This is a genomic window from Bdellovibrionota bacterium, from assembly GCA_040386775.1.
In the GTDB taxonomy this organism is placed as follows: Bacteria; Bdellovibrionota; Bdellovibrionia; order Bdellovibrionales; family JAEYZS01; genus JAEYZS01.
This window is the reverse complement of record JAZKEU010000015.1, coordinates 100,026-122,305: the sequence shown is the minus strand read 5'-3', so window position 1 is coordinate 122,305 and position 22,280 is coordinate 100,026. Positions and strand designations below refer to the sequence as shown.

23 protein-coding genes are annotated in these 22,280 nt (G+C 37.7%); 5 read left to right on the top strand and 18 right to left on the bottom strand.

Translation table 11 applies throughout. The annotated features are described in order from the left end of the window. The 6 genes from V4596_09395 to V4596_09370 all read right to left on the bottom strand — a co-directional run. The coding region (locus V4596_09395) for a hypothetical protein (GenBank protein MES2769349.1) at positions 1-715 on the bottom strand (715 nt) is incomplete at its 3' end. Between the two features lie 10 nt (positions 716-725). Continuing rightward, on the bottom strand, positions 726-2,006 hold the full coding sequence (locus V4596_09390) for a hypothetical protein (protein ID MES2769348.1): 1,281 nt from the start codon (positions 2,004-2,006) through the stop codon (positions 726-728). Positions 2,007-2,248: 242 nt separating this feature from the next. Continuing rightward, on the bottom strand, positions 2,249-3,001 hold the full coding sequence (locus V4596_09385; GenBank protein MES2769347.1) for a hypothetical protein: 753 nt from the start codon (positions 2,999-3,001) through the stop codon (positions 2,249-2,251). After that, positions 2,998-3,624, bottom strand: a complete 627-nt coding sequence (locus V4596_09380) for a tetratricopeptide repeat protein (protein ID MES2769346.1) — start codon at positions 3,622-3,624, stop codon at positions 2,998-3,000. Before V4596_09380 ends, V4596_09385 begins: the two co-directional genes overlap by 4 nt. A 103-nt stretch (positions 3,625-3,727) precedes the next feature. Further along, on the bottom strand, positions 3,728-5,452 hold the full coding sequence (gene argS, locus V4596_09375) for an arginine--tRNA ligase (GenBank protein MES2769345.1): 1,725 nt from the start codon (positions 5,450-5,452) through the stop codon (positions 3,728-3,730). Between the two features lie 8 nt (positions 5,453-5,460). Next, positions 5,461-5,997 carry a GYF domain-containing protein gene (locus V4596_09370; protein MES2769344.1) on the bottom strand — a complete coding sequence of 179 codons (537 nt, stop codon included), beginning with the start codon at positions 5,995-5,997 and terminating at the stop codon, positions 5,461-5,463. 95 nt (positions 5,998-6,092) lie between these two features. Here V4596_09370 and V4596_09365 point away from each other — a divergent pair, with 95 nt between their 5' ends. Further along, on the top strand, positions 6,093-7,253 hold the full coding sequence (locus V4596_09365; GenBank protein ID MES2769343.1) for a vitamin K epoxide reductase family protein: 1,161 nt from the start codon (positions 6,093-6,095) through the stop codon (positions 7,251-7,253). On the opposite strand, the gene V4596_09360 is transcribed toward V4596_09365, so the two are convergent. After that, positions 7,254-7,841, bottom strand: coding sequence for a hypothetical protein (locus V4596_09360; protein MES2769342.1), 588 nt, complete (start codon positions 7,839-7,841; stop codon positions 7,254-7,256). It abuts the gene before it with no gap. 98 nt (positions 7,842-7,939) lie between these two features. Between V4596_09360 and V4596_09355 the strand changes: the two genes are divergently transcribed. Beyond that, the gene (locus V4596_09355) at positions 7,940-9,427 is read left to right on the top strand and encodes a hypothetical protein (protein ID MES2769341.1); all 1,488 of its coding nucleotides are present in this window, start codon (positions 7,940-7,942) and stop codon (positions 9,425-9,427) included. Here V4596_09355 and V4596_09350 read toward each other — a convergent pair. Further along, positions 9,424-9,885, bottom strand: coding sequence for an STAS domain-containing protein (locus V4596_09350; protein MES2769340.1), 462 nt, complete (start codon positions 9,883-9,885; stop codon positions 9,424-9,426). The two genes, V4596_09355 and V4596_09350, sit on opposite strands and share 4 nt — an antisense overlap. Before the next feature lie 79 nt (positions 9,886-9,964). Between V4596_09350 and rsmI the strand changes: the two genes are divergently transcribed. The 3 genes from rsmI (at position 9,965) to lptD (ending at position 15,819) form a co-directional block, all read left to right on the top strand. After that, a complete protein-coding gene (gene rsmI / locus V4596_09345; GenBank protein MES2769339.1) occupies positions 9,965-10,834 on the top strand; it encodes a 16S rRNA (cytidine(1402)-2'-O)-methyltransferase in 870 nt (289 codons plus the stop codon). A gap of 45 nt (positions 10,835-10,879) precedes the next feature. Then, positions 10,880-13,453, top strand: coding sequence for an adenylate/guanylate cyclase domain-containing protein (locus V4596_09340; protein MES2769338.1), 2,574 nt, complete (start codon positions 10,880-10,882; stop codon positions 13,451-13,453). A gap of 65 nt (positions 13,454-13,518) precedes the next feature. Further along, positions 13,519-15,819 carry an LPS assembly protein LptD gene (gene lptD, locus V4596_09335; GenBank protein ID MES2769337.1) on the top strand — a complete coding sequence of 767 codons (2,301 nt, stop codon included), beginning with the start codon at positions 13,519-13,521 and terminating at the stop codon, positions 15,817-15,819. A gap of 7 nt (positions 15,820-15,826) precedes the next feature. On the opposite strand, the gene V4596_09330 is transcribed toward lptD, so the two are convergent. From V4596_09330 to V4596_09285, 10 genes are all read right to left on the bottom strand, one after another. Then, a complete protein-coding gene (locus tag V4596_09330) occupies positions 15,827-16,243 on the bottom strand; it encodes a hypothetical protein (protein ID MES2769336.1) in 417 nt (138 codons plus the stop codon). A gap of 32 nt (positions 16,244-16,275) precedes the next feature. After that, complete coding sequence (locus V4596_09325) at positions 16,276-16,716, bottom strand: YraN family protein (protein MES2769335.1); 441 nt, start codon at positions 16,714-16,716, stop codon at positions 16,276-16,278. After that, a complete protein-coding gene (locus V4596_09320; GenBank protein ID MES2769334.1) occupies positions 16,601-17,197 on the bottom strand; it encodes a ribonuclease HII in 597 nt (198 codons plus the stop codon). Before V4596_09320 ends, V4596_09325 begins: the two co-directional genes overlap by 116 nt. Before the next feature lie 10 nt (positions 17,198-17,207). Further along, positions 17,208-17,645: a 50S ribosomal protein L19 gene (gene rplS / locus V4596_09315; GenBank protein ID MES2769333.1), complete on the bottom strand. Its 438-nt coding sequence runs from the start codon at positions 17,643-17,645 to the stop codon at positions 17,208-17,210. 91 nt (positions 17,646-17,736) lie between these two features. Next, positions 17,737-18,534 carry a tRNA (guanosine(37)-N1)-methyltransferase TrmD gene (gene trmD, locus V4596_09310; protein ID MES2769332.1) on the bottom strand — a complete coding sequence of 266 codons (798 nt, stop codon included), beginning with the start codon at positions 18,532-18,534 and terminating at the stop codon, positions 17,737-17,739. Continuing rightward, the gene (gene rimM / locus V4596_09305) at positions 18,521-19,111 is read right to left on the bottom strand and encodes a ribosome maturation factor RimM (protein MES2769331.1); all 591 of its coding nucleotides are present in this window, start codon (positions 19,109-19,111) and stop codon (positions 18,521-18,523) included. Before rimM ends, trmD begins: the two co-directional genes overlap by 14 nt. 139 nt (positions 19,112-19,250) lie before the next feature. Further along, positions 19,251-19,496 (bottom strand): KH domain-containing protein, encoded by a 246-nt coding sequence (locus V4596_09300; protein MES2769330.1) that lies wholly within the window; start codon positions 19,494-19,496, stop codon positions 19,251-19,253. A 120-nt stretch (positions 19,497-19,616) separates the two neighbouring features. After that, positions 19,617-19,865 (bottom strand): 30S ribosomal protein S16, encoded by a 249-nt coding sequence (gene rpsP, locus V4596_09295; GenBank protein ID MES2769329.1) that lies wholly within the window; start codon positions 19,863-19,865, stop codon positions 19,617-19,619. Positions 19,866-20,064: 199 nt separating this feature from the next. Continuing rightward, positions 20,065-21,414: a signal recognition particle protein gene (gene ffh, locus V4596_09290; protein ID MES2769328.1), complete on the bottom strand. Its 1,350-nt coding sequence runs from the start codon at positions 21,412-21,414 to the stop codon at positions 20,065-20,067. Positions 21,415-21,473: 59 nt separating this feature from the next. Then, a partial coding sequence (locus tag V4596_09285) for a hypothetical protein (protein ID MES2769327.1) occupies positions 21,474-22,280 on the bottom strand: 807 nt, incomplete at its 5' end.

Sequence of the window (22,280 nt, the reverse complement as noted above, 5' to 3'; positions counted from 1 at the left end):
ATTTTTGATCTGGGCCAATATTCGTAAGATTCACTTCTGCCTTATCTAAGGCATGAATATAGTCTCTGCTCAATTGACTAGAAAAAGTTCTTACAAACGATTTGCTCACACCGTTTTTTTCAAAAGATGGAGCCACACCTAGCAAATAACTCTTAATGCTTTTAATAAATTCAATAGGTCGTAACGTTGGCTGATTGACTGGCCATAGGATATGATGAGATTTAAACGTGGCCTGCGCACCCTTTATATTCTCGGTTGTACTAATCCCTTGAAAAAGAGCTTTGATTCTCTCTCCTTCAAATCCTAAGGCCGCAGGTAAATACATTGTGCTACCTTTATCGAATTGCGTAGCGTTTTCTTTAGATTGATAAAACAAGCGTAAGACATCATGGCCAAATTTTTTGTATTGGTTTCGTTCGAAACCCGCATGCATATCGCCCAGCTCAAGAGCTTCCTCCGCAAGTCTAAAAATTTCTACGCTATCATCAGCAATCGGTGTATTTTGTGATTTTGCCTTCTCGATTCCTAAAACACTTTGAAGATGAAATTGATTTGCAGAATTAGGAATTATTTGTGCATCTTGATTGCGAGCTTCATAACTATACTGAACTTTACGTAAATCTTTAAATTCAGTATTTTCTGATTTTGGAGAACATGATGTTACCAAAGTTGTTAAGCCAAATAAAAATGTTATGTTACAAAAATATTTTCTCAAATGGTTTCTCCTAGAAATAAAACTTTAACAACACTTCATGAGTCAATTCACGTTCAACATTTTTCCCGTAGAGGTGATCCGCAAATGCATATGTTACCGAATAAGGAATCTTTTCTTGGCCTCTCAAAAATCCATCTACAGCGGAGTATGTGAATTTGAATTTGGCAATTCCTGAGGCTTTATCAGTATTCTTTTCTAACAAATCATATCTTGAATTTCTACTTCCAGAATAGTCATCTGCCTGTTGACGGCTCATCTCATAACCTAACCCAAGATGATAATAATCACTGAGCTTAGCCAAGGAATAAATTTGAGCACCGATAGCATCACCCGGGTCCTTAGCCAAAGTTTCCTTGGTTGAAGCAGCTGGAATATCATCACCTTCAAAGGCAGGAACACGCTTTTCAATATCGTTCTCGATTCCCCAATTGTAGCTCACACCAATTCCAAGCTCTAGCCATCTTGCGATATCAATATTAGTAAACAAAACTGTCTGTAGTTGTGTTTTTCCAAAGATATTTAAATCCAGTAAATCATCGGCATCATCTTTTGGGCCCGTGGGCAATGTCAGCTGATGTAGTAAGTAAAAATCTACTACTTTTGAATCATAAAGTTTAAGAGAACTTCCCAGAACAACATCACCAACAAATTGTTCATCTCGGCCGGAAATAGGTTTGTAATTTTGATCTTCAAGCTTATTTGTAATAATAGCTCTAGGGCCTGCAATCATTGCCTTTATCTGTCTGCCAATCTTTGGATCAAGATTTGGCGATTGCTCAGCGCTGACAACAGTGGGACCAATGCGTTCAAATGTATTTATACCTGTATTCATCACCGCGATATCAGATCTGTATCGTACAAAAGGAACAGCAACTCCAATACTCCAAATAGAAGTAATTCCTCTTGCAATTTGAGGAGCAAAATAATCGACACTTGCATTGCCCTTAAACTCAGCAGCTCCTAAATCTACTTCTGAAGACACATCCCTATTTAAAATCTGATTATCGATAATCTTTGCAAAAGCTTTGAACTCTGCTTGTGTCATTAAAAAAGCATTGTCGAATCTTTTATTCATCCGACCCGGACTTTGAAGTTTACCCGAATCACTGAACTTATCTTGAATTTCAGAAACTTGACCAAAGCGGAAGGTGACTTGATGTCTCCCGACAGGAAGAACTCCGGGATTACCAAAATCAGCAACTGCATGTGCCAGATTAGACACACCAAGTATCAAAAAATTAAGTAAAATAAAGAATGTTGTTCTTTTCAGAACAATGTATTTATCGAACATAAACCCCTAAGTTTTTCCCCACGCATTTGCATTTTTTCTTTTGAAAAACGCCACTTTGGAAAGGACTCTAAAAGGTATTTGCCATATTGCAATTGAATATTTTACATACAAAATCGTGTAAAAGACTACCGACGCTTAGTTACTGAAACCAGTGGCATTTTTCAAGCGCTCAGTTGAGAAGAATATAGCTATAGAAAAATAACAGGGAAAGGTGTGTGAATTATGCTTCAGTTTAAGGGATTTTATTCACTTAAGAGACGTTGATAGTAAATGTTTTGCATCTTTTCTTTTTGCTCTTTAGCTTTTTTTGCCCGCTCTTCATGGGCTAATTTTTCTGCCTTTACGGATGCAATTTCACGGCTTGCAATCTGCTCATTCAAAATCGATAGCTCTTGGACGGCCTTTTCATGGATGGATTTAAAAACCTCAACATCTTCTAAAAATTTTTCTTTTTTAATCTCTACATGATAAGCCCATGCCTTAAGAAGTGGCTCTATGATGATGGGCTTCGGAATCCCTGTTTGTGCCTTAAAATTCTCACCAACTTGGGAAATGTAATTTTCATGCCCCGCCATAACAAGAATGGGCTTCTTCTCACCAAGGGGCTTCAGGAAAGCCTTTCCAAATATTGTTTGGATCGTCACCTTGTCTTCATATTTTTCCAAAAGAACTTGTGAATCCGACTCCACTTCAATGGTTCCGTAAGGAATCTCGAAAGTTACCTTGGTGTCGGCCTTTATATAAACTTGACCTTTGACAAAAGAAAATTCTCTTTGTTTGTGTCTTACGACTATGGACTCTGGAGTCAGAGACAAAGTAAAACTCTCGCCTTTGTAAGAATATTTTTTATCTAGATTTTTGATAATGCAGTATCCAGTTTCTTCTAGGCAGTGATCCGGGGTTTCTATAATTTTTTTCAAGACTACTTCAGAGGCACGTACTCTCACTTCTAGTGTGAAGGCCAAGATAAAAAAAAGTACGTTTAAAAACTTCATATCTTATTAGCTTCCAATTTTGCGTCAGCTTGTTTTTGAAGCTCCGGGTATGAGAAGTTCTTCTTAACTGTTTTATAAATCTCTGTAGCATCGTCGTATCTTTCTTGCTTACGCAAGATATCTCCCATGACTAAAAGACCCAATCCTGTCATTTCACTGTCTGGGAATTGTTCCACCAGAATGTCGACAGTTTTCATTGCACTCTCAAGCTGTGAGGATTTGTAGTAGCTCATTGTTAGAAGATAATAAGCTTCCAATACAAACGGAGATTCTGGGTAAGTCTTTGTGTAATCCTTAAGATCAATTGCTGCTTTAGCAAATTCATTTTTTAAGTAGGTTTTTTTAATCAAAGAGAATTGTAGCTTGGCTTTAATATCAAGAGGCTTTGTTTCGCTCACGATACTAGCGATGTTACGAACTGAATAATCCTGCTGTGGAATATTTTGAGGCAATACCATTGCTACTTTTTGCTTAAAAGAATCAAGTTCGTAGTGCGCAATTTCTGTTTTTGCCTTCTCGCGCTCAATTTCTTTTCTCAAGCTTGCAATTTCAAACTCTAATTCTTGTTTTCCATCCAATTCGTTCTTGAATGAAAAGAAAACGGTTTGAATTCCAAACAGCATCAGTAAAATAAAAAATGCAAATAATCGAGTACTCATCAATAGATATATCGGTAGTCCCAGAGGTTCTATTGAGAGAAAAGAGAAGAGTTTTTATGTCTTTAGGTTACATTTTCTGTGGACTTTGAATACCCAAAGTTCTTAAACCTTCAGTTAATAGGGTTTCAGTACACTGTACCAACCTGAGACGTGCGAGCTTCGTTTTCTCATCTAGATTATCGTCCAGGATTTTGTTGTGAGTATAGAACGAGCCAAAGGCCTTACACACTTCCAAAAGGTATTGAGCAAGAAAACTTGGTTTAAAATTTTTATAAGAAATCGATAAAATTTCAGGATATAGAAGGAGTTGCTTTACCAATGTTTTTTCTTCTGAAGACACAAGAGGAACTTCTGTGTCCACTGGAATTCTACCTTCAAACTTTCTTAAAATGCTCTTACATCTCACAGCACAGTATTGCACATAAGGACCACTGTCCCCTTCGAAATCTAAAACTCTATCCCAATCAAAATCCACATTCTTTATGCGGTCTGAAGAGAGATCATTAAAAACAATGGCACCCACACCGACCTGCTGAGCGATTAATTTTTTATCAGAAAGATCTGGATTTTTTTCTTCGATGATTTTTTCTGCAAGCTCAATGGACTTATTTAAAACATCATCCATAAAAATAACATTTCCTTTGCGAGTCGACATTTTTCCGATGTCTTTAAATCGGTACATTCCAAAAGCGACATGATGGCAATTCTTGGCCCAATCATAACCCATTTTTTCTAGAACTTTGAAAACTTGTCTAAAGTGAAGATTCTGATCCACCCCTACAACATACAACAAGTGATCGCCTTTCATTCCATCATGCCTATGAATAGCACTAGCAATATCGCGAGTGGCATAGAGGGAAGCACCATCGGATTTTTTAATAATACAAGGAGGCATATCATCATCTAAGAAAACAACCTGGGCTCCATCACTTTCTGTGAGAAGACCTTTTTTATTGATGAGCTCTACTGTAGATTCAAGCTTATCGTTATAGAAAGACTCTCCTTGAATAAGATCAAAGTTCACATTGAGAAGCCCGTAAATGCGTTTGTACTCATTGAGAGAAATGTCTAAAAACATTTTCCATATTTTTTCGATCTCTTTATCGCCTTCTTCTAACCGCTTAAAAGTAAGCGAACCCTTGGCGTCCAATTCTGGATTTTCTTCGGCAGCTTTGTGAAAATCCACGTAGAGCTGGTAAAGTGCTTCGAAGGGTTTTTGCGTGAAATCGTAGTTTTTATTTTTTCCACCTTCCCATTCAGAATAAGCGTAAGCTAACTTTCCGAACTGCACCCCCCAATCACCCAGATAATTCAATCCTGTGACTTGATAACCTTGAGATTCGGCTAAGTTTCTCACGGCTTGCCCAATCATTGTTGCTCTCAAATGACCGATGCTCATGGGCTTTGCTACGTTGGGCGAGGAATAATCAATAACTACTCGTTCGGCTTTTGGCTTCTGATAACCTAAGCGCACTTTGCCCGAAGCAGAGTCGGCAACGGCGTGAGATAAAAGATTTTGAAGGTATATAAGATCAAAGGTGAAATTGAGATATCCACCCACCGCGGTAATTTGCTCTACATGAGAAATTTTTCCATCAAATTTTGCCTTTAATTCTTGAGCAATAAGAGGTGGAGCTTTTTTGAGTTCTTTTGCCAGCATAAAAACTGGAAACGCTAAGTGCCCGTGCTCAATACTTTTTGGATTTTCTAGCAATTGATAAATTTGTTCTTTTGGAAGTTGAATTCCATTTGCCAGTTCTAAAGAAAGTTGAGCCTTTAAGATATCGATCATGTTTGCCTTTATTTGTCGTCAAGAATCATAAATACTTCGTCAGAATCAAGAGGACTAGAGTTTTTCTCTTCGACTCGACGCATCTCAGAATCATACATCATCACACTACTCAAAATATCAGCAACGTCCGTTTCATGAGGAGTTGATAGATTTTCTAACACTCTAAAGGTTTGAACCTCTTTGATCGATTCCCATTTGGTCATGCCCTCTTTCCAGATTGGATCTCTGAGGCGAACTGCCGATTGTGTGATCATATCAAAGATTTCACGAGAGGAGTACGGCCCTTTTTGCTCGTACTTTTCATTTTCTCTCTGATTGTCTCTCTGTGAAGTATTCTTTTTAAGCAAAATCCACTTTCGTTCGTTAAATTCATTGAGGTTCAAAAGATAATCCAACTTTGTTCGTTGATCCATTTCAAAGGGATTAGCCCAGGATTTGGTTTGTTCATCATAAAACAGAGCTTTCATAGCAATTTTGGAAGTCTTGACAGATTCTTTGTTGTTATCAAGCTTTAGAAATGTTTCAGCTATATATACTAGATGCATCTGTCTATTTTCCACCCAAAAAGCATTTGATTTCAATATAAAACTGATTTCTAATTACGCTTTAGTTAATGCGATAGCAGGAGAGAGGAAATTCCATGAAATTAAAAGTCTCATTTATTCTAGTTTTAGTATCATTCTTGCTTCACATCTACCTCATGAATACACACTACGAATTTAGATATGGGTTTGAAGGAGCAAAGTCTCTGTGCTCGGTGAGCGAAACTCTGAATTGTGAATCCGTTTCAATAAGTCCTTACTCTTACTTTGCAGGGCTTCCTCTCGCAACTTGGGGAATGGCGTTTCATATAGCCTTCTTATTTTTGTTCTCTTTGGCTGTTACTTCCCCAGGCAAACAACCTTCAATCTTTCGATTCATAAAATTATTCTCTCTAATTTCGCTTGTTGCTTCTGCAGTGATGGGAATCATTGCTTTCACGATGATGAGCACTTACTGCATTTTCTGTATGACTCTCTATGTTTTGTCTATTTTAAACTTTATGGTGCTTGCTCGTTATAAAGAAGTTTCGTTTATCCCAACAAAAGAAGATTTTAAAGACCTCCTTAAGTCTGGAGAAACAGGGCTCGTTTATGTTCTTGTATCTATCATTGCCATTCCGGCAGTTGCTTTCATTAGTCATGACATGGGCTCAAGAGGATTTAAACAAAAAAGCTCCCACATGCTAGTTGAAGTGATTGGTGAATGGGAAAGAGCTCCTGAACAAAAATTTGGAACACCTATGCTCAAAGAAGGATCAGAAACTCCAAAATTCACAATTATTGAATTTGCCGACTTTGAATGCGTCCACTGTAAAAACGCTTCTCATAATCTTCACTCCTTTGTGAACTCAAGACCTGATATCCAACTTCAGTTTTTTAGTTTTCCTTTAGACAGTGCCTGCAACCCAGCACTAGGATCCGGAGGCAATGGTGGCAAGAGATGTGTTCTTGCCAAAGCAGTTTACTGCTCAGAGAAGCAAGGTAAAGGCTGGAAAGCCCACGGATGGATTTTTGATCGCTTTGGCACTGAGCAAAACTCAAATTTTGAAAAAATGTCTTCCGATTTAAGCTTAGATCATTCAGCTCTCAGTACTTGTATCCAGTCCGATGAAGCTACTCAGTTCATCACGGCCCAGGCTAAGATGGGACAAGAAGCAAAGGTGGAAGGAACTCCCGCAGTTTTTGTGAATGGCAAAAAGCTTTCAGCAGGACATGTTATTGCGGTTCTCGAAGAGCTTTACACCAAGCTTCACAAGTAATCACATCCCGATCAATTGAAAAATAAATTCAACTGAATCGTTCACTACAACCATAAGAGGCATTTTCATACCCTGGATGGCCTCTTTCACCATACTAAACATAATGAGAGTACCAAGACACATAATAAAGGCTTTAAGTACCCATACTGTGGATTTTAAGTCATTCACACGAATATCATTTTCTATTCTTTCAATTTTTTTGAGCGAGTCTGTGAGCTCATGGAAGTGCTTCATCACCATCAAATAGAGCTGGTGCTTCTGAGAGCGAGTGATAGTTCTCGTTTGACAGAATTTAATTTTGGACTCTACTGCACGAATAAGCTCTTCACAGTGATTCAAATACCTTTGAGCTTTTGTTCTAAAGACTTGAAGTTTTTGCTCTGAGTTTGCGTAGAAGCTGATCTCGGCGATGGCTGTGTCATACCTACCCTCTACTACCAAACTCAAAATCGTATATCGTAAGCCATCTAGACGACCACTGATATTCTCTGAAAGTTTTAGTTCCAGATCCTCTTGGCTCTTAATGTCTACACCTGCAGAGACATCAGCTAGACTTTCATCAAGGTCGAGTTTTTTAGCTTCATTCATACTAACTAGATCGGATCTTAGTCCTAAAAAGATTAAATCTTTTTCTCGACTTTCATACAACTCCTGTATCAGAATGAGAATATGAGGGGGGATATTGAATGGATTCAAGACTCGACCAATATAATCGGATAAATCCTGATAAGACAGATCAAGATAAAAACGATTCAAATGACTTTGAATTTGGCGATCTCGCATCGAACAATTTTGAACCAATAGAATATTCTTCTAGTAGCTTCGAAAATATTCCTCTTCCAAATCAAATTCCACAACCTTCGTTTGAAACAAGTAAATCCAGAGCAATGCAAACTCTTTTAAGCCAAAACCAAGACCTGATGGCGAGACTTACCGTTTCATTAAAAAGAAACATAGAATTAGAACAAAAAATTGATTCCCAAGAAGAGATCTATCACTCTATCGCAAGCCAGTACGATATCTTGAAGGATCAATCGTCTGTAAATGTCGAAAAAAATAAACACCTCGAATTTGAAAACCAAAAATTGTATGAACAAACTTCTGCTGTAGAAAAACGCTTTGCAGAACTCTATTCCGCATATCAAGATAAAGTGAATTACATTCAAAAGATCAGCTATAGACTTCACCGTTATCTTCAGTACAGAAAAAGAATTAAAGCCTTTGTACGTCCTTTTATTACGAATTTAAAAGCTGAAATCGTAAACCTTAAAAATCAAATTTTAGTTTTGAATGAACAAGGCATAAAGCAATTAGAGTTCATTACAGATTTAAAGAAAAAATACTCCGATGCTCTTGATCGCATCCAAGCTATCAACGTTCAAAATGAGCGCACGCAAATGGATCTCACTCAATATCATGATATTCGCTTTCAAGAAATTTCTAAAGAATTTGAAACTCTAAAAATTGAAACCGCATCTCTTCAATCACAAAACGTAGAATATAAAACAAGCCTTGAAGCTCTAAAAGAAAACGAAGCTGCATTAAGTAATAAATCTATCTTCTTTGAGAGAAAATACACAGATCTTAAAAATGAATTTGAGCAAATTTCTCAAGAATTCATTCAGCAAAAAACTCTGGACAACAATAAGCTCACAACTCTTGAAATTCAATTGAGAGAAATTTCTGGCCAGTACGCAAAAGTATCAGAGCAAAAAGCTATGTTTGAAACTGAAAATCGTCAAATGAACGATCAACTTCAAAGCATGCAACTCATCTATCAGGACAACACAATCAAAATGGATGAATTGAATAAAAAGAACACTGCTCAAGATCAAATCAATAAAGAACTTTCTCAAAGCTTACTCGAAAGCCGTAAAAAGGCAGAATTCCTTGAGCAAAAACTTTTAGTTGCGGAAGAAGAATTTAAAAGAAAGCTTCAGGCCTTCCAAGTGAGATTCAATAAAATTCCTGCAGAGCCGATTTCTTTTGCTCAAACTGAACAAACTAAGGCCGGACAAAAAGATTTATTGAATAAGATTCAAAATTTACTATCTGAGATTCAAACAGGACATTCTCATCAATCGCAAATATCAAATATTGAGTTTGAGGAAACTTCTAAAAATGAATCAGGTGAATTGATTTCTGAATTTGGAGATATTCAGAGCAATTCTTAATCTTCCGAATCTTCGCTGTAATCTTTTGTAGATCTACCATCGAACCACTCTTCTTGAATCAATTTGAATTGCGGAACGCGAATTGGTGTTTTCGCATCATTTGTTTGATTTACAGCTGCTGCTGATGGATTTTGGAAGGCATAAATAGCGTGTTCTTTTTGTTCGTAAATTTCTACGTTGTTAGAGAACCACGCCGTGAAAAGCTTGTGGAACTCTGACTTCACATTACAAAACTTAGGCTCTAGCGTTTTCATTTCAACAACGTCTTTGATTATTTCAAAAAATGATGTGATTCCGATGGATCCTACAAAGTTCAACTGGCCAAGATCAAAAACTACTTTTGCTCCTTTTAATTTTGTCATACAATGGTCTCGGAACGGAGTAATCGTATCAAAGCTGATTTGACCTTCCAGACTAACAATAGTTATCTCGCCATTTTTAGTAATTTCAGCTCTCATTTTTTGACCTCGCCTATCAATCTTGTTATTGTTTATTATATGTATTAAATTCTATCACTTGAATGAAGAGGCTCACAATATGAACAAGGACCAGAATTCGTCTCTCAATCCCGGAACACTCTATATTGTTGCCCTTCCAATCGGAAATCCCAATGATATTAGTGAGCACGCCAAAACAGTCCTTAGGCTGGCTGATTATATCGCCGCAGAAGACACGCGTACCTTCAAAGAACTCTCAAGTGAATTGGGCCTTACAACTCAAAATGTAATTGCCTATCATGAACATAACGAGAAAGGCTCTGCTCCTGAGTTAATTCGTTTTTTAGAAAAAGGAAAAACCATCGCCATAGTTTCTGACGCAGGAACTCCAAATATTTCTGATCCAGGATTTCAAATTCTAAAACTCTGCTTTGAAAATAATATTCCTGTTGTTGGAATACCTGGACCATCAAGCCTAACCTATGCCTTAAGTGTTTGTCCGATTGGCGGAAAAAGCCATTACTTCGGAGGCTTTCCATCTCAAAATTCAACTGATCGCCTAAAAGAGTTTAAAGAAAAATCTTCGGTAGCAGATAGGATTGTATTTTTTGAGTCGCCTCACCGTTTAATTGAACATCTAAAGGATGCTTCTAAAATATTTACAGGAAACTGTCTGGTTTTAAGAGAATTAACAAAAAATTATGAAGAAATTATTTATAAACCCATATCCGAGATGATTGAATATTTTGAATCTAAAAAACCTCAAGGTGAATTTGTTGTGATTTATCCAGGCCAAGAAAAAGCACTGATGAGCCTAGAAGATCTAAAAGATGAATTGACCGATTTAGTGCGTGAAAATTTAAAACCTTCTGACATACTAAAGAAAGTGCAGGACCTTACAAAGCTTACAAGAAGAGAAGTTTATGATCTTATCACTGAGATTAAGCACGGTTTAAAAAAAGAAAACTAGAAGAAAGATGATCAGTAAAGAGATGATAGGTAGAGTACGACAACAATGAAATTTTTGAATTGGATAAAAAATATTTTTACACCATCTGCGTTCAAACTAGGGATCATAGCGACTGCAATTATTTTTTATGTAAGCTACAAGTATTATACAACACCACAACATGAATCTGAAAATAATTCTATTCTTAATATCCTAAATATTTCACATCAAAAGTCCGTTGATATTCGTATGACTAACCGTGGAGAGACTCCGGTTTCAGATCAGATTGCAATTTTAGCAATCGATGAAGATTCTATAGAAAGATTTGGCCGCTGGCCTTGGTCTCGCGATGTCATGGCAAAGATAGTTGATGAATTAAAGAAAAATGAAGTTAAGTCCGTTGGATTCGATATTATTTTTTCTGAAAAAGAAACTGGGAATAATAATGACACTACACTGGCTTCATCTATTGAATCTTTTGCAGACAAAATTGTTCTAGGAATTTATTTTGATCAAAACTATGAGTTTGCTCCTTACCAAATGGGCTGCGCCCAAGCCATTGATGAATCAAGCCCAGAATATCCAAGCCTTGAGAGTCAAGAGAATCCTGTTGTTCCTATTGATCAAATTTCTCAAGAACTTCCATCTTCTATTCAAGAATTTCTAAAAACTGCTATGACAAAGATCAGTGCCGATATTGAAAAAGATAGCACGGGTCTATATCCTCAAGAAATTCGCAAAAAAATATTAGAAACAAAAGAAAAGTTGTGTCTGAATTTCTTGGTAAATGCTCAATCTATCGATTGGATTGAAAAAAACTGGCCCACTTTTCAAATTCAAAATGAAGAATTGAAGGATATCAATGCTAAGACATGGATAGAAAATTACAAAAATTCTACTTTAAACAACCCCATCAACCATGCTGGAAGATTCTGGGTGAATATTCCTGAAATTTCTAAAAAAGGAAAACACTTCGCTTACTTCAACGCATTTCAGGACAGTGATGGTTACATTCGCAGAACAAAACTCATTTCTAGATATGGAAATATCATCGTCCCCAGCTTAGCTCTGAAAACCGTACTCACCGCACAGAACCGAGGAATTATGGCGGTATTGAATCAAGATCCTAATAATCCAAATAACAAAATGATCAGTGAACTCACTATGACAAATTCAGAGTCTGGAGATCCTGTTGATTCCATACCCGTGGATGCAGAAGGTAGAATCAATATCAATTATGCTGGTCCACAAAAGATGTTTGCTTATATCAGCGTGAATGAACTCCTGAACAACAAAGAAGAAATGATTATCACTCAACGCCAAAAAGGCGAAGAAAAAAAACTAACTGTAAATAAAAAAACGTATTTGAAGGACAAGATTATTTTCATTGGCGCCACAGCAGTTGCAATTTATGACTTGAGAGTAACTCCTTTTGCAGAAAACTTTCCCGGAGTTGAAACCCACGCTAACATTGCCGAGAATATCTTACAAAAACAGTACTTTAAAAATATCCCAGATGAACCCATCTACATGCTGCTCTTTATTTTTGTCTTTGGTTTAATTTTAAGTCTTGGCATTGCAAGAACTGGTGCCACCTATGGTTCTGTCATAGCAATTGCTGCTCTTATTGGAATTTATTTTATTGATAAATACACAATATTCTCGAAAGGAATTGTGATTGCAGTTGTCTTTCCTCTTCTCTTAACGGTAACTATTTATATTCTACTCACATTTTACAAATACTTAACTGAAGAAAGAAAAAAGAAAGAATTAAAAGGCACATTTCAAAAGTATGTATCCCCTGCCGTTGTAAATGAAATCCTGTCTCATCCAGAAAAAATTAAGCTGGGTGGACGAAAAGAAAACATGACAGTGATGTTCTCCGATGTGAGAGGCTTTACAACACTCTCTGAAAAATTAGACCCCGAGATCTTAAGTGCCTTCCTCAACAGATATCTCACTCCTATGACAAGACTTGTATTTAAAAACGACGGTACCCTTGATAAATACATTGGTGATGCGATTATGGCTTTCTTTGGGGCACCAATATCTGACAAACAACATGCCAAGAAATGCTGTATAACGGCTCTTGAAATGTTAGAGAAATTAAAAGAGATCAATATAGAATTTGCTAAAGAACAATTGCCTCCATTAGATATCGGAATTGGTATAAACACGGGCGATATGAGCGTAGGTAATATGGGGTCAGACATAGTGAGATCTTATACTGTTATGGGCGATGCCGTAAACTTGGCCTCTCGCTTAGAGGGGATCAATAAAAGTTATGGCACTAAGATCATCATCAGCGAATTCACTTATGCTCAAGTAAAGGCCGATTTTACGGTCAGGGAATTGGACTGGGTTCGCGTTAAGGGCAAGCTTTTGCCAGTAAAGATCTATGAGCTTGTTTCTGACATGAAAGTAGATCCAAAAACCAAAGAAGCCGTAGACCTTTTTGCCCAAGGATTTGAGCAATATCATAGCAGAAATTTCGATTCTGCCCTTCAGAGCTTCCTTCAAATCCTCAATAAAATTCCAGACGACTCTCCCACACAGCTTTATATCGAGCGCTGCCAAGAGTACATACAGAATCCTCCTCCTGAGAACTGGGATGGAGTCTATGAATTTAAGACAAAATAACCGCGTCATGTCGTAATTCAATTTAAGCTACTCATTGGTGTTCTTTCATAGATAAAATTGAGCCAATGGCTTTGTACAAAAAATATTTTATCTCCACGCTCGTCTTGTTTGTTTTTGTAGGAACAACTTTTTTCAGTACAATTGCGCGCACTCAAAATACAGCGGACGGAATCACTTTCGATGCCGAAGATGCGACCATCACGGGTTACGATCAAAAAAATCAAGTTATTAAACTTAAGAAAAAAGCACAGATCATTTATCAAGGTCAGTATATTGGTTGCGATGAAGCCTCTATCGATACAAAAAGAGGCTACATCCAATGCAAAGGCAATGTTCGTATGGTGGGACCTGAGGCCAAGCTCGAAGCTCAAGAGATTGAACTGAACTACAAAGATAACACTGGCATCATTAAAAAAGGATTCGTACAAGTCGGACAAGTTTTGTTCGAAGGCGATGAAATTAAAAAATTATCAGCTGACAAATATCAAACGCTTCGTGGAAAGTACACCGCGTGTACAACGTGTCCTCCTTTTTGGAGTTTCAGCGGATCGAAAGTGGATGCCGAAATTGGTGGTTATGCCTATATCCAAAACGCTATAATTTATTTTGGTCGCGTTCCTGCATTATGGTTTCCGTATTTGATAGTGCCACTGAAGAGCGAAAGACAAACAGGCTTACTCTTCCCAAGTTATCAGTACAGTGACTCGAGTGGTTTCACCGTATCAGAAAGCTTCTTTTGGGCGATGTCCGATAACACAGATTCCACGTGGACGGCCAAGTATTACACCAACAGAGGCACCAAAGGGATTTTAAATTATCGTTATGTTTCGTCAACAGAGAGTAAGGGTGAATTTGACTTTGGTTTCCTGAAAGATAGACTTTTTTCTAAAAGTACGGAAATTGCACCTTACAATCCATTGGGAGAAGATATCAATCGTTGGTTCCTAAAGTACGAACATCATTATCAGCTGCCCTATGGATTTATTCATAGAATGGACATCAATACCGTGAGTGACACTTATTACCCAAGAGACTTTTCTAAAGAAATCGCAGGCCGTGGTGAACCTAGCTTAGAAAATAGAATTTCCCTGACAAAAAATACGGATTATTCTCACTGGAGTATTGATACTTCTTACTATAGGAGCTTACTCAACACCAACCCACTCGAGAGTAACTATACATCTGTGCACAGATTCCCTGAAATTAATTATTCAATTATGCCTACTCGTATTTTGGATTCTGATTTCTTATTCAATATCAATTTGAATTATACAAATTTTACGAGAGACAACATCAGTTATGATAATCTGAGTGGCGGATCGGATCCAGTTGCACTCCCACCGGATGGAACTTTTGATCCTGCAAATGATCTTATTCGCACTGGACAAAGGCTAGATATTGAGCCTACGGTTACATATCCGATTCGATTTGGCGAAGCTTTCAACTTAACACCTTCGGTTTCTTATAGAGAAACAAGATACCAATTCTCGTTGGGCGATGATCCTTCTACTTATAGAAGATACGCTAGAACTAATCTTTCAATGAACACTCACTTCAGTAGAATCTTTGGAGAAGAAAATCCCAGTGGAAGTCGTTACAAACACGTGATTCAACCTGAGATCACATACACAACAATTCCTTGGGACGAACAACCTGAGCACCCTTTTTTCAAAGGTGACTCGTTTGATTCGAATTTTAAAAAAGATCAACCTGTGAGCGATGGCGACAGTATCCAATTTGATTATCGAGATAGAATTTATGAAAAAAATCTTGTAACCTATTCTCTATCAAATAAAATTTGGAGAAAAAGATACGAACAAGGAACTCCTGAATACCGCCAGCTCATTCGCCACAAGCTTTATCAGAGTTATGATATTCATGAAGAAAAAAGAGAAACTGGAACAGAAAAAAAACAACCGTGGTCAGAGATTGGGAGCTTACTCGACATGAGATTTGATTGGTTTGAAACCAACTCTTTAATTAAATATTATCCTTATCAAAAAAGTACGACCCAAGCGACTCGTGTGAAGGTCTTTGACAAAGATGAGAATTATCTCCAAGTCACTTACTCGCAAGACTTTTTGATTTCCGATGGGACAATCGTCAACCCGACTTCAAAAACTCGCGATATCACGACCGGAGTGGGCTTTTATGTAAAGTACTTAAAGTTTCACGGAGAAACAACTTACAATATTCTTAAAGATGCTTTCCAAGCTTATCGCTTTACGGTGCAGTTCCGTCCACCCGGAGATTGTTGGGCGATTATTTTCTCTCAAGAAAAGAAAGTCGATGTACAAAAGGAATTTGATCTTAACGTGAGTTTCTTGTTCGATGGTAAAAGTGAAACAGGATTAAACCAGAATTAAAATTTAATTAAAATTTGAATATAGTAACGTTGAAAGCTGCTCCATCCATTCTTCCATTCTCAGAAAGTGTTGGATAGACAATCGGATTTCGTAACTTGAATCCATAGTCGTCTTCAGGTGGTAAGATATTATTGAGCTCATCACTCTCATCAGAGACTCCGTACACTACATAAAGTCCTAATAAAATACCAAAGTACAATCCTAAAGATGCGCCTCTTGCGATCCTTTGAAGTTTATCTCCGGGTTTATCAGTGAAGGCCAAAGATGCTGTCCCTAAAAGAGTTCCCGCTAAAGTTCCGTAGGTTATACTCATCAGAAATTCACGACCAGGATCAGCTTTTGCCTCTTGAACAGGGAATACCGTAACTCCTGAAATAAATACTACAGTCACTAAACTCACTAAGGCTTTTTTTGTCATTCCCATAGATAAAGTGTTCTCTTAACGCCCCTGAAGTGTCAACCGAGAAAGTCCTCGAAAGTATGAAATTGCTTAAAGTCAGTAATGACATAATGAAACTCGACATCTTTAGAAGTGATTTGAATAAATCTTAAAAAAACATTCTTGAGTCTTTTCTTTTGAGTAGGCGACATTCGATAAAAGATAAAATCCAAATGGGTCGTTAACTTCACTTCAATAAGAATGATTTTCGTGGATGACTCCATGACGATATCAATTTCTGTTTTAAAATATTTTTGACGATGACTTTTAAGGGTATAACCTTTTTTGAGGTAGCATCGTATAACTTGAAGCTCTGCTAAAAAACCATGCAGATGTTTGGTATTAGACGTATTCTCGAACGCCTCTAAAAGTTTTACGGTGTTCTGGGGAAGCGCCAAACTCAGCAATCTTCTGTTTATGGATTTGAGTTGAATATCCTTTGTGTTTCGCAAAATCATATTGAGGATATTGATTTGAGAGTTCCGCCATGTATCTATCACGAGTCACCTTTGCAACAATCGAAGCAGCTGCAACTGGCGCACACCTCAAATCCCCTTTGATCAAAGTGGTTTGAGTGAGATGAATGAGTCCCGGAACTTTAAATGTTCCATCCACCACAAGATGACCATTTGAAACTCCAAGAAGTTCCACCGCTCTTTTCATCGCAAGTAACGCTGCCTTCAGAATATTGATATTATCAATCTCCTCTACAGTAGCAAAACCGATGCCGACCTTATGATGCTCTAAAATGTGTTTGGCTAATTTCTCACGACGGATTTTCGTCAAAAGTTTGGAATCCGTATATTCTTCGATTCCTTCATCACTTTGAAGAATAACTGCTGCAGCATAAACTCTACCCGCAAGGCAACCACGCCCCACCTCATCGACTCCGATGACAGGGCTTGGGCTTAATGTTTTCCATTCAAAAGGAGGAAACATTTAAGTTAAATTATTTCTTAGCTTGTTTTGATTCTTTAGGTTCTTTTGTTGCTTTAGGCACAGTAGCATCAACAGCTGCTGCTGGAGCGGCTTCCATTGCAACTGGATCCGAATTGATTCTAGCTTTTTTACCTTTAAGATTTCTTAGATAGTAAAGTTTTGATCTTCTTACTTGTCCGCGGGATACCAATTCAACTTTTTCTAAAGCCGGACTAGCGAATGGAAAACATCTTTCCACTCCAATGCCGTCAGAAATTTTTCTTACCGTGAATGTTTTGTTTGAACCTGCGTTTTGAACTTTAATTACAGTTCCTGTGTAAACCTGAACTCTCTCTTTTTCACCTTCACGTACTTTTACAAAAACATTAACTGTGTCACCAGATCTAACTGCCGGTAATTTAGCTGCCTTACTTCTTGATTTTGCGATGCGTCTTAATGTTTCTAACATACGTGATTCCTTTAACTTTAAAATAACTTTAAGTTCATTTTTAGTGAGATCGAAATAATTAACATGTCCCTGGATTTAGAGTCAATAATGATTACGTAGAAATATCAGGTAACCCCAATATTTTTCTCTCTTCGGAACTGAGTTTTTCGTAGAGCTCAAAAGCTGAATCGAGCTCCCTAAGGGAGGTTTTAGCGTGCTTAGGATCTTCAGATCTTAAAAACATCATGTCAGGTCTTTTAAAATGAGTTCTTAGGACAGAAAGCTTCTTTCGGAAGCTTTCTATCAGTTTGTGATTCCCAGAGGTCAAAACCTCGGGAACCTTAAGTCCTTCAAACTCTGGGGGCCTTGTAAATTGAGGATATTTTACTAATTGACCCTGGAAAGTATCCTTTTCAAAGGAGCCTTTGTTACCCAGAAGTCCTTCATAGAAGCGACTAATGGAGTCCACGGCAATCGCACATGGAAGCTCTCCGCCACTCAAGACATAATCACCGATAGAGAGCTCTTCGTCGACATAGAGACTCACAAATCTTTCATCCACCCCTTCGTATCTTCCGCAGAGAAAAATCAACTGATCGTATTGTGAGAGTTCCTGAGATTTCTTAGAGTCTAACTTTTTACCTTGTGGAGAAAGATAGATGAATTTAGTTTTTTCGGACTTAGGAATATTTTTAAAAGTTTTTGCCAGAGGCTCGGCCATCAAAACCATTCCCTCACCGCCACCATAAGGTCGATCATCCACTGTGCGATGCTTGTCTGTGCTCATATCGCGAGGATTGTGATAATGGATTTCTAATATATTATTTTTTACGCCTTGGCTAAGGACCCCATACGAAAAAATACTCTGGAGCATCTCGGGAAATAAGGTGATGATATCAATTCTCTTCATCGCCTTCATCATTTTCCTCAGTGCCGGTGATTTCAAGAAGCCCTTCTGGCAAATCCATTTCAATTTTTTTATTTGCGGCATCCATTTTTACAACAAAGGCCTTCACAAAAGGAATTTCAACTTCCCTACTTTGAGTTTTTACAATGAGAAGATCTTGGATTGTATTTGAAGAAAATCCTACGATTATTCCAACCAAAGTTCCTTTGTCGTAAACCTTAAAGCCTTCTACTTCTTTTAAGTAAACTTCTTCACCCGATTTAGTTTCAATGTAACTTTTTTTAATATAAAACACGGCGCCTTTGTAAAGATCAGATTCGTTTCTATCGTTGATCTCGTCTGACTTTACAATGAATCCAGTTTTATGTGGGCGAGTTCTCTTTACAGAAAAACTCTTTAATTGATTCTCGTGTTTTCCTTCTTCATTTGGTGCCTTATACTCCAAAGTGAATTCAGAGAATTGTTCTAACCATGGCGGCGCTTTATCTAAATTTGTAACAACATAGAGTTCGCCTTTGAGACCATGGGAATCTCTTACTTTTCCAACACTCACAAAATTCGCTAATTTATTTTCATCCATTTTTTATCTTCACCATTGCTTAGTTTTCTGCCTAACAATTACCAATTTTTCTTAACAATTTTTTTTAAATAAAAAAGGCACCACGCTTGTGATGCCCCTTCAAACTTTATTTTATTCTCTGTTATTTAGAGACTTTAATTTATTCTACGATCTCTAGAACACTTCTTTTTGAAAGCTTAGTGCTTGCAGCGTTCAAAATTGTTCTCATAGAACGAGCCGTACGTCCTTGCTTACCAATGACTTTCCCGAGATCTTCTTTTGCTACTTTCAGTTCTACAACTGTAGTTTGCTCCCCAATCATCTCGTTCACAGAAACTTCATCTGGCTTATCCACTAGAGATTTAGCCATGAATTCAACTAAATCTTTCAAGCTTGTGTAATCCATTATTTATTGCTCCCTTACTCTTCTAAAAATTTGCCCTACCACACCACCGATGAGATTTAAAATGGTGTGATCTTTAATTCGAGATTAAAAAATCTATGGCAGCTTCCTGCCACATTCACTTTATTTCGCGCTCGCTGCAAGTTTCATAATGTTTTTTACTCTTGCAGTAGGTTGAGCACCTTTTGAAATCCAGCTGTTTACTTTTTCTAAGTTCAACTCAACTTCTTTTTCTTTTCCACGTGGGTTTGGATTGTATGTTCCAACTACTTCAATGAATTTTCCACATGTCGGTCTTCTTGAGTCAGCAACTGTAACTCTATATTTAGGTTTATTAACAGATCCGATGCGGCTTAAACGAATAACTACCATTTGAGATTCCTTTTCCTTAATTAGTGACCATTTCACTAGTATAACTGGTTAAATAACTGGTTATAAATAGCCAAGCTCTTAACATTAGCTTAATATTTATAAAAATCAATCCATTGGATTTACTTTTTTTTAAGCCGAACTGCAACAGATATTTTACTCAAGGAAGGGTTTAAATGAAACAAAATTTATAATAAAGAGCTTAGAATGGAAATTTAAAGCCGCTGCCCATACCAGGAAAGCCACCTTTTCCGCCAAATTTCATCATAGTAGACATCATTTTTTGACTTTGCTCGAATTGTTTAATGAATTTATTCACGTCACTCACTTGAGTTCCGCTTCCTTTTGCAATTCTTAAGCGCCTAGAACCATTAAGAATTTTATGATTCTGTCTCTCTACAACGGTCATGGAATGTATAATTGCTTCAATCTTTTTGATTTCTTTGTCGGGAGGAACCATGTCCTTCATTTTTTTCATGGCTTGACCCATTCCTGGAATCATTTTCATGATGCCTTCGAAACTTCCGAGCTTTTTAATCTGCTGGAGTTGATCTAAGAAATCCTCCACAGTGAATTCATTTCTCGCCATTCTTTTAGCAGCTTTTAACGCTTTTTCCTGGTCGATGACCTCAGCCGCTCTCTCAACTAGCGAAACTACGTCGCCCATATCTAGAATTCGACCTGCTAAGCGATCTGGATGGAACACTTCTAGAGCATCAGTCTTTTCGCCTGTACCTAAAAATTTAATTGGAACGCCGGTCATCTCTTTAATAGAAAGCGCAGCACCACCACGAGCATCCCCGTCAATTTTAGTGAGTACTAATCCGGTAAGACCTAACTTCTGATGGAAGCCTTCTGCTACACTTACCGATTGCTGGCCCAACATTGCATCGACTACGAGTAAAACTTCGTGAGGGTTCATGATGGATTTTAAATCGCCAAGTTCGCCCATCAAATTTTCATCAATTTGAAGTCGGCCAGCCGTATCTACGATGATCACATCGACTTGATTTTCTTCTGCCCATTTTTTTGCGTTCTTTACAATGTCTTGAGGTTTTTGACCCACCTGAGTATCAAATACTGGAAGGTTGTTATTCTTCGCCAACGTCTTTAATTGATCGATAGCGGCAGGACGATAGATGTCCGCAGGCACTAACCCTGGACGCTTCTGAAATTGTTTTCGAATGTAGAGAGCAAGTTTTGCAGACGTTGTGGTCTTTCCCGTACCTTGAAGACCCACTAAGAAAATAATTGCAGGCGAAGCTTTGATGTTGATCTGAGTGGATGTTCCACCAAGGAGTTCCACTAATTCGTCGTGCACGATCTTTACAAACTGTTGACCCGCGGTGATGTTTTTTCCAACCTCGGTCCCAATGGCTTTTGCTTTTACTCTTTCAATAAAGTTTTTTACGACTTTAAAATGAACATCAGCTTCCAAGAGATTGAGTTTGATCTCGCGTAGAGATTCTTCGATATTGGCCTCAGTGATGGAACCTTGGCCACGTACTTTTTTAAGCGATGCTAATAATTTATCCGAGAGTTGATCAAACATGCGATTGAATTTAGCAAGATTTGACCCAAACGAAAAGTAAAATGATAGGAGACGCGGTGCTATTTTCTAGTCATATCGTATTCAGCAACAACTGGCATATGATCTGACGGATTCTTCTTTCTTTCTTGAAAAGTTTTTGGATAGATCGCAGGATCCCCTCTTCTGCCATAATAAACTTTGATTTCACCATTGTGATCTTTGTAATGATAGACATAAGATTTAAGCAATCTTCTTGTCATTGCAGAATTGAGATATTGTACGTCGACTTGATGAGGCTGAACTTCACCTTCAAATTTTCTACCTGCCATCGACGGATTGTAAGCCGGAACGAGAGGATGAAACGTGTGAGTCACCTTTTGACCAAAAGAAAGCCTATCACCCATGAGAGATAAAGAGTCATCAAAAGAGTTTCTTAAAGCAGAGGCCTCTTTAGATTCGATGTAGGTATTAAGATCGCCTGCCAATAGCACAGGAACTTTTCCTCCGTAGTGCTCTTCTGTTTGTTGTAGAATTTTAGCTGCGGTTTGAATTTCTACCTCTCTACGACTTGTCGATTCAAAATCTCCTTCAGTAGGCCTTTTGGATTTTAAATGCATACCTAAAACTACCAGATCAGGATCTTCACTTGCGCGCGAATTGCTCCCATCCTGCTGTCTCAAATAAAGCACCGGTAAATCTCTGGCAAAAATAGGTGTACCTGCTGGATAAACCCCGTGATCTTTTCCATATTTTAAATGTTTATGACTTTTAAGCTCGAATTTAACGTTGAGAGATTTTTTAACCAAAAATCCTACGTTGATGCCTCTTTCGTCATTTCCTTTTTCAAGGATCACATCGTACTTGTCTGCTAAATATTCTCTCACCAC

Bases quoted from the DNA above. Each gene is read 5' to 3' on its own strand.
- V4596_09380 (MES2769346.1), bottom strand. From the start codon at position 3,624: ATGCTGTTTGGAATTCAAACCGTTTTCTTTTCATTCAAGAACGAATTG.
- V4596_09360 (MES2769342.1), bottom strand. From the start codon at position 7,841: ATGAATGAAGCTAAAAAACTCGACCTTGATGAAAGTCTAGCTGATGTC.
- V4596_09350 (MES2769340.1), bottom strand. From the start codon at position 9,885: ATGAGAGCTGAAATTACTAAAAATGGCGAGATAACTATTGTTAGTCTG.
- V4596_09365 (MES2769343.1), top strand. From the start codon at position 6,093: ATGAAATTAAAAGTCTCATTTATTCTAGTTTTAGTATCATTCTTGCTT.
- V4596_09330 (MES2769336.1), bottom strand. From the start codon at position 16,243: ATGGGAATGACAAAAAAAGCCTTAGTGAGTTTAGTGACTGTAGTATTT.
- V4596_09390 (MES2769348.1), bottom strand. From the start codon at position 2,006: ATGTTCGATAAATACATTGTTCTGAAAAGAACAACATTCTTTATTTTA.
- V4596_09340 (MES2769338.1), top strand. From the start codon at position 10,880: ATGAAATTTTTGAATTGGATAAAAAATATTTTTACACCATCTGCGTTC.
- V4596_09370 (MES2769344.1), bottom strand. From the start codon at position 5,997: ATGCATCTAGTATATATAGCTGAAACATTTCTAAAGCTTGATAACAAC.
- rplS (MES2769333.1), bottom strand. From the start codon at position 17,645: ATGTTAGAAACATTAAGACGCATCGCAAAATCAAGAAGTAAGGCAGCT.
- rsmI (MES2769339.1), top strand. From the start codon at position 9,965: ATGAACAAGGACCAGAATTCGTCTCTCAATCCCGGAACACTCTATATT.
- ffh (MES2769328.1), bottom strand. From the start codon at position 21,414: ATGTTTGATCAACTCTCGGATAAATTATTAGCATCGCTTAAAAAAGTA.
- V4596_09385 (MES2769347.1), bottom strand. From the start codon at position 3,001: ATGAAGTTTTTAAACGTACTTTTTTTTATCTTGGCCTTCACACTAGAA.
- lptD (MES2769337.1), top strand. From the start codon at position 13,519: ATGGCTTTGTACAAAAAATATTTTATCTCCACGCTCGTCTTGTTTGTT.
- rpsP (MES2769329.1), bottom strand. From the start codon at position 19,865: ATGGTAGTTATTCGTTTAAGCCGCATCGGATCTGTTAATAAACCTAAA.
- V4596_09320 (MES2769334.1), bottom strand. From the start codon at position 17,197: ATGTTTCCTCCTTTTGAATGGAAAACATTAAGCCCAAGCCCTGTCATC.
- argS (MES2769345.1), bottom strand. From the start codon at position 5,452: ATGATCGATATCTTAAAGGCTCAACTTTCTTTAGAACTGGCAAATGGA.
- V4596_09355 (MES2769341.1), top strand. From the start codon at position 7,940: ATGGATTCAAGACTCGACCAATATAATCGGATAAATCCTGATAAGACA.
- rimM (MES2769331.1), bottom strand. From the start codon at position 19,111: ATGGATGAAAATAAATTAGCGAATTTTGTGAGTGTTGGAAAAGTAAGA.
- V4596_09325 (MES2769335.1), bottom strand. From the start codon at position 16,716: ATGATTTTGCGAAACACAAAGGATATTCAACTCAAATCCATAAACAGA.
- V4596_09300 (MES2769330.1), bottom strand. From the start codon at position 19,496: ATGGATTACACAAGCTTGAAAGATTTAGTTGAATTCATGGCTAAATCT.
- trmD (MES2769332.1), bottom strand. From the start codon at position 18,534: ATGAAGAGAATTGATATCATCACCTTATTTCCCGAGATGCTCCAGAGT.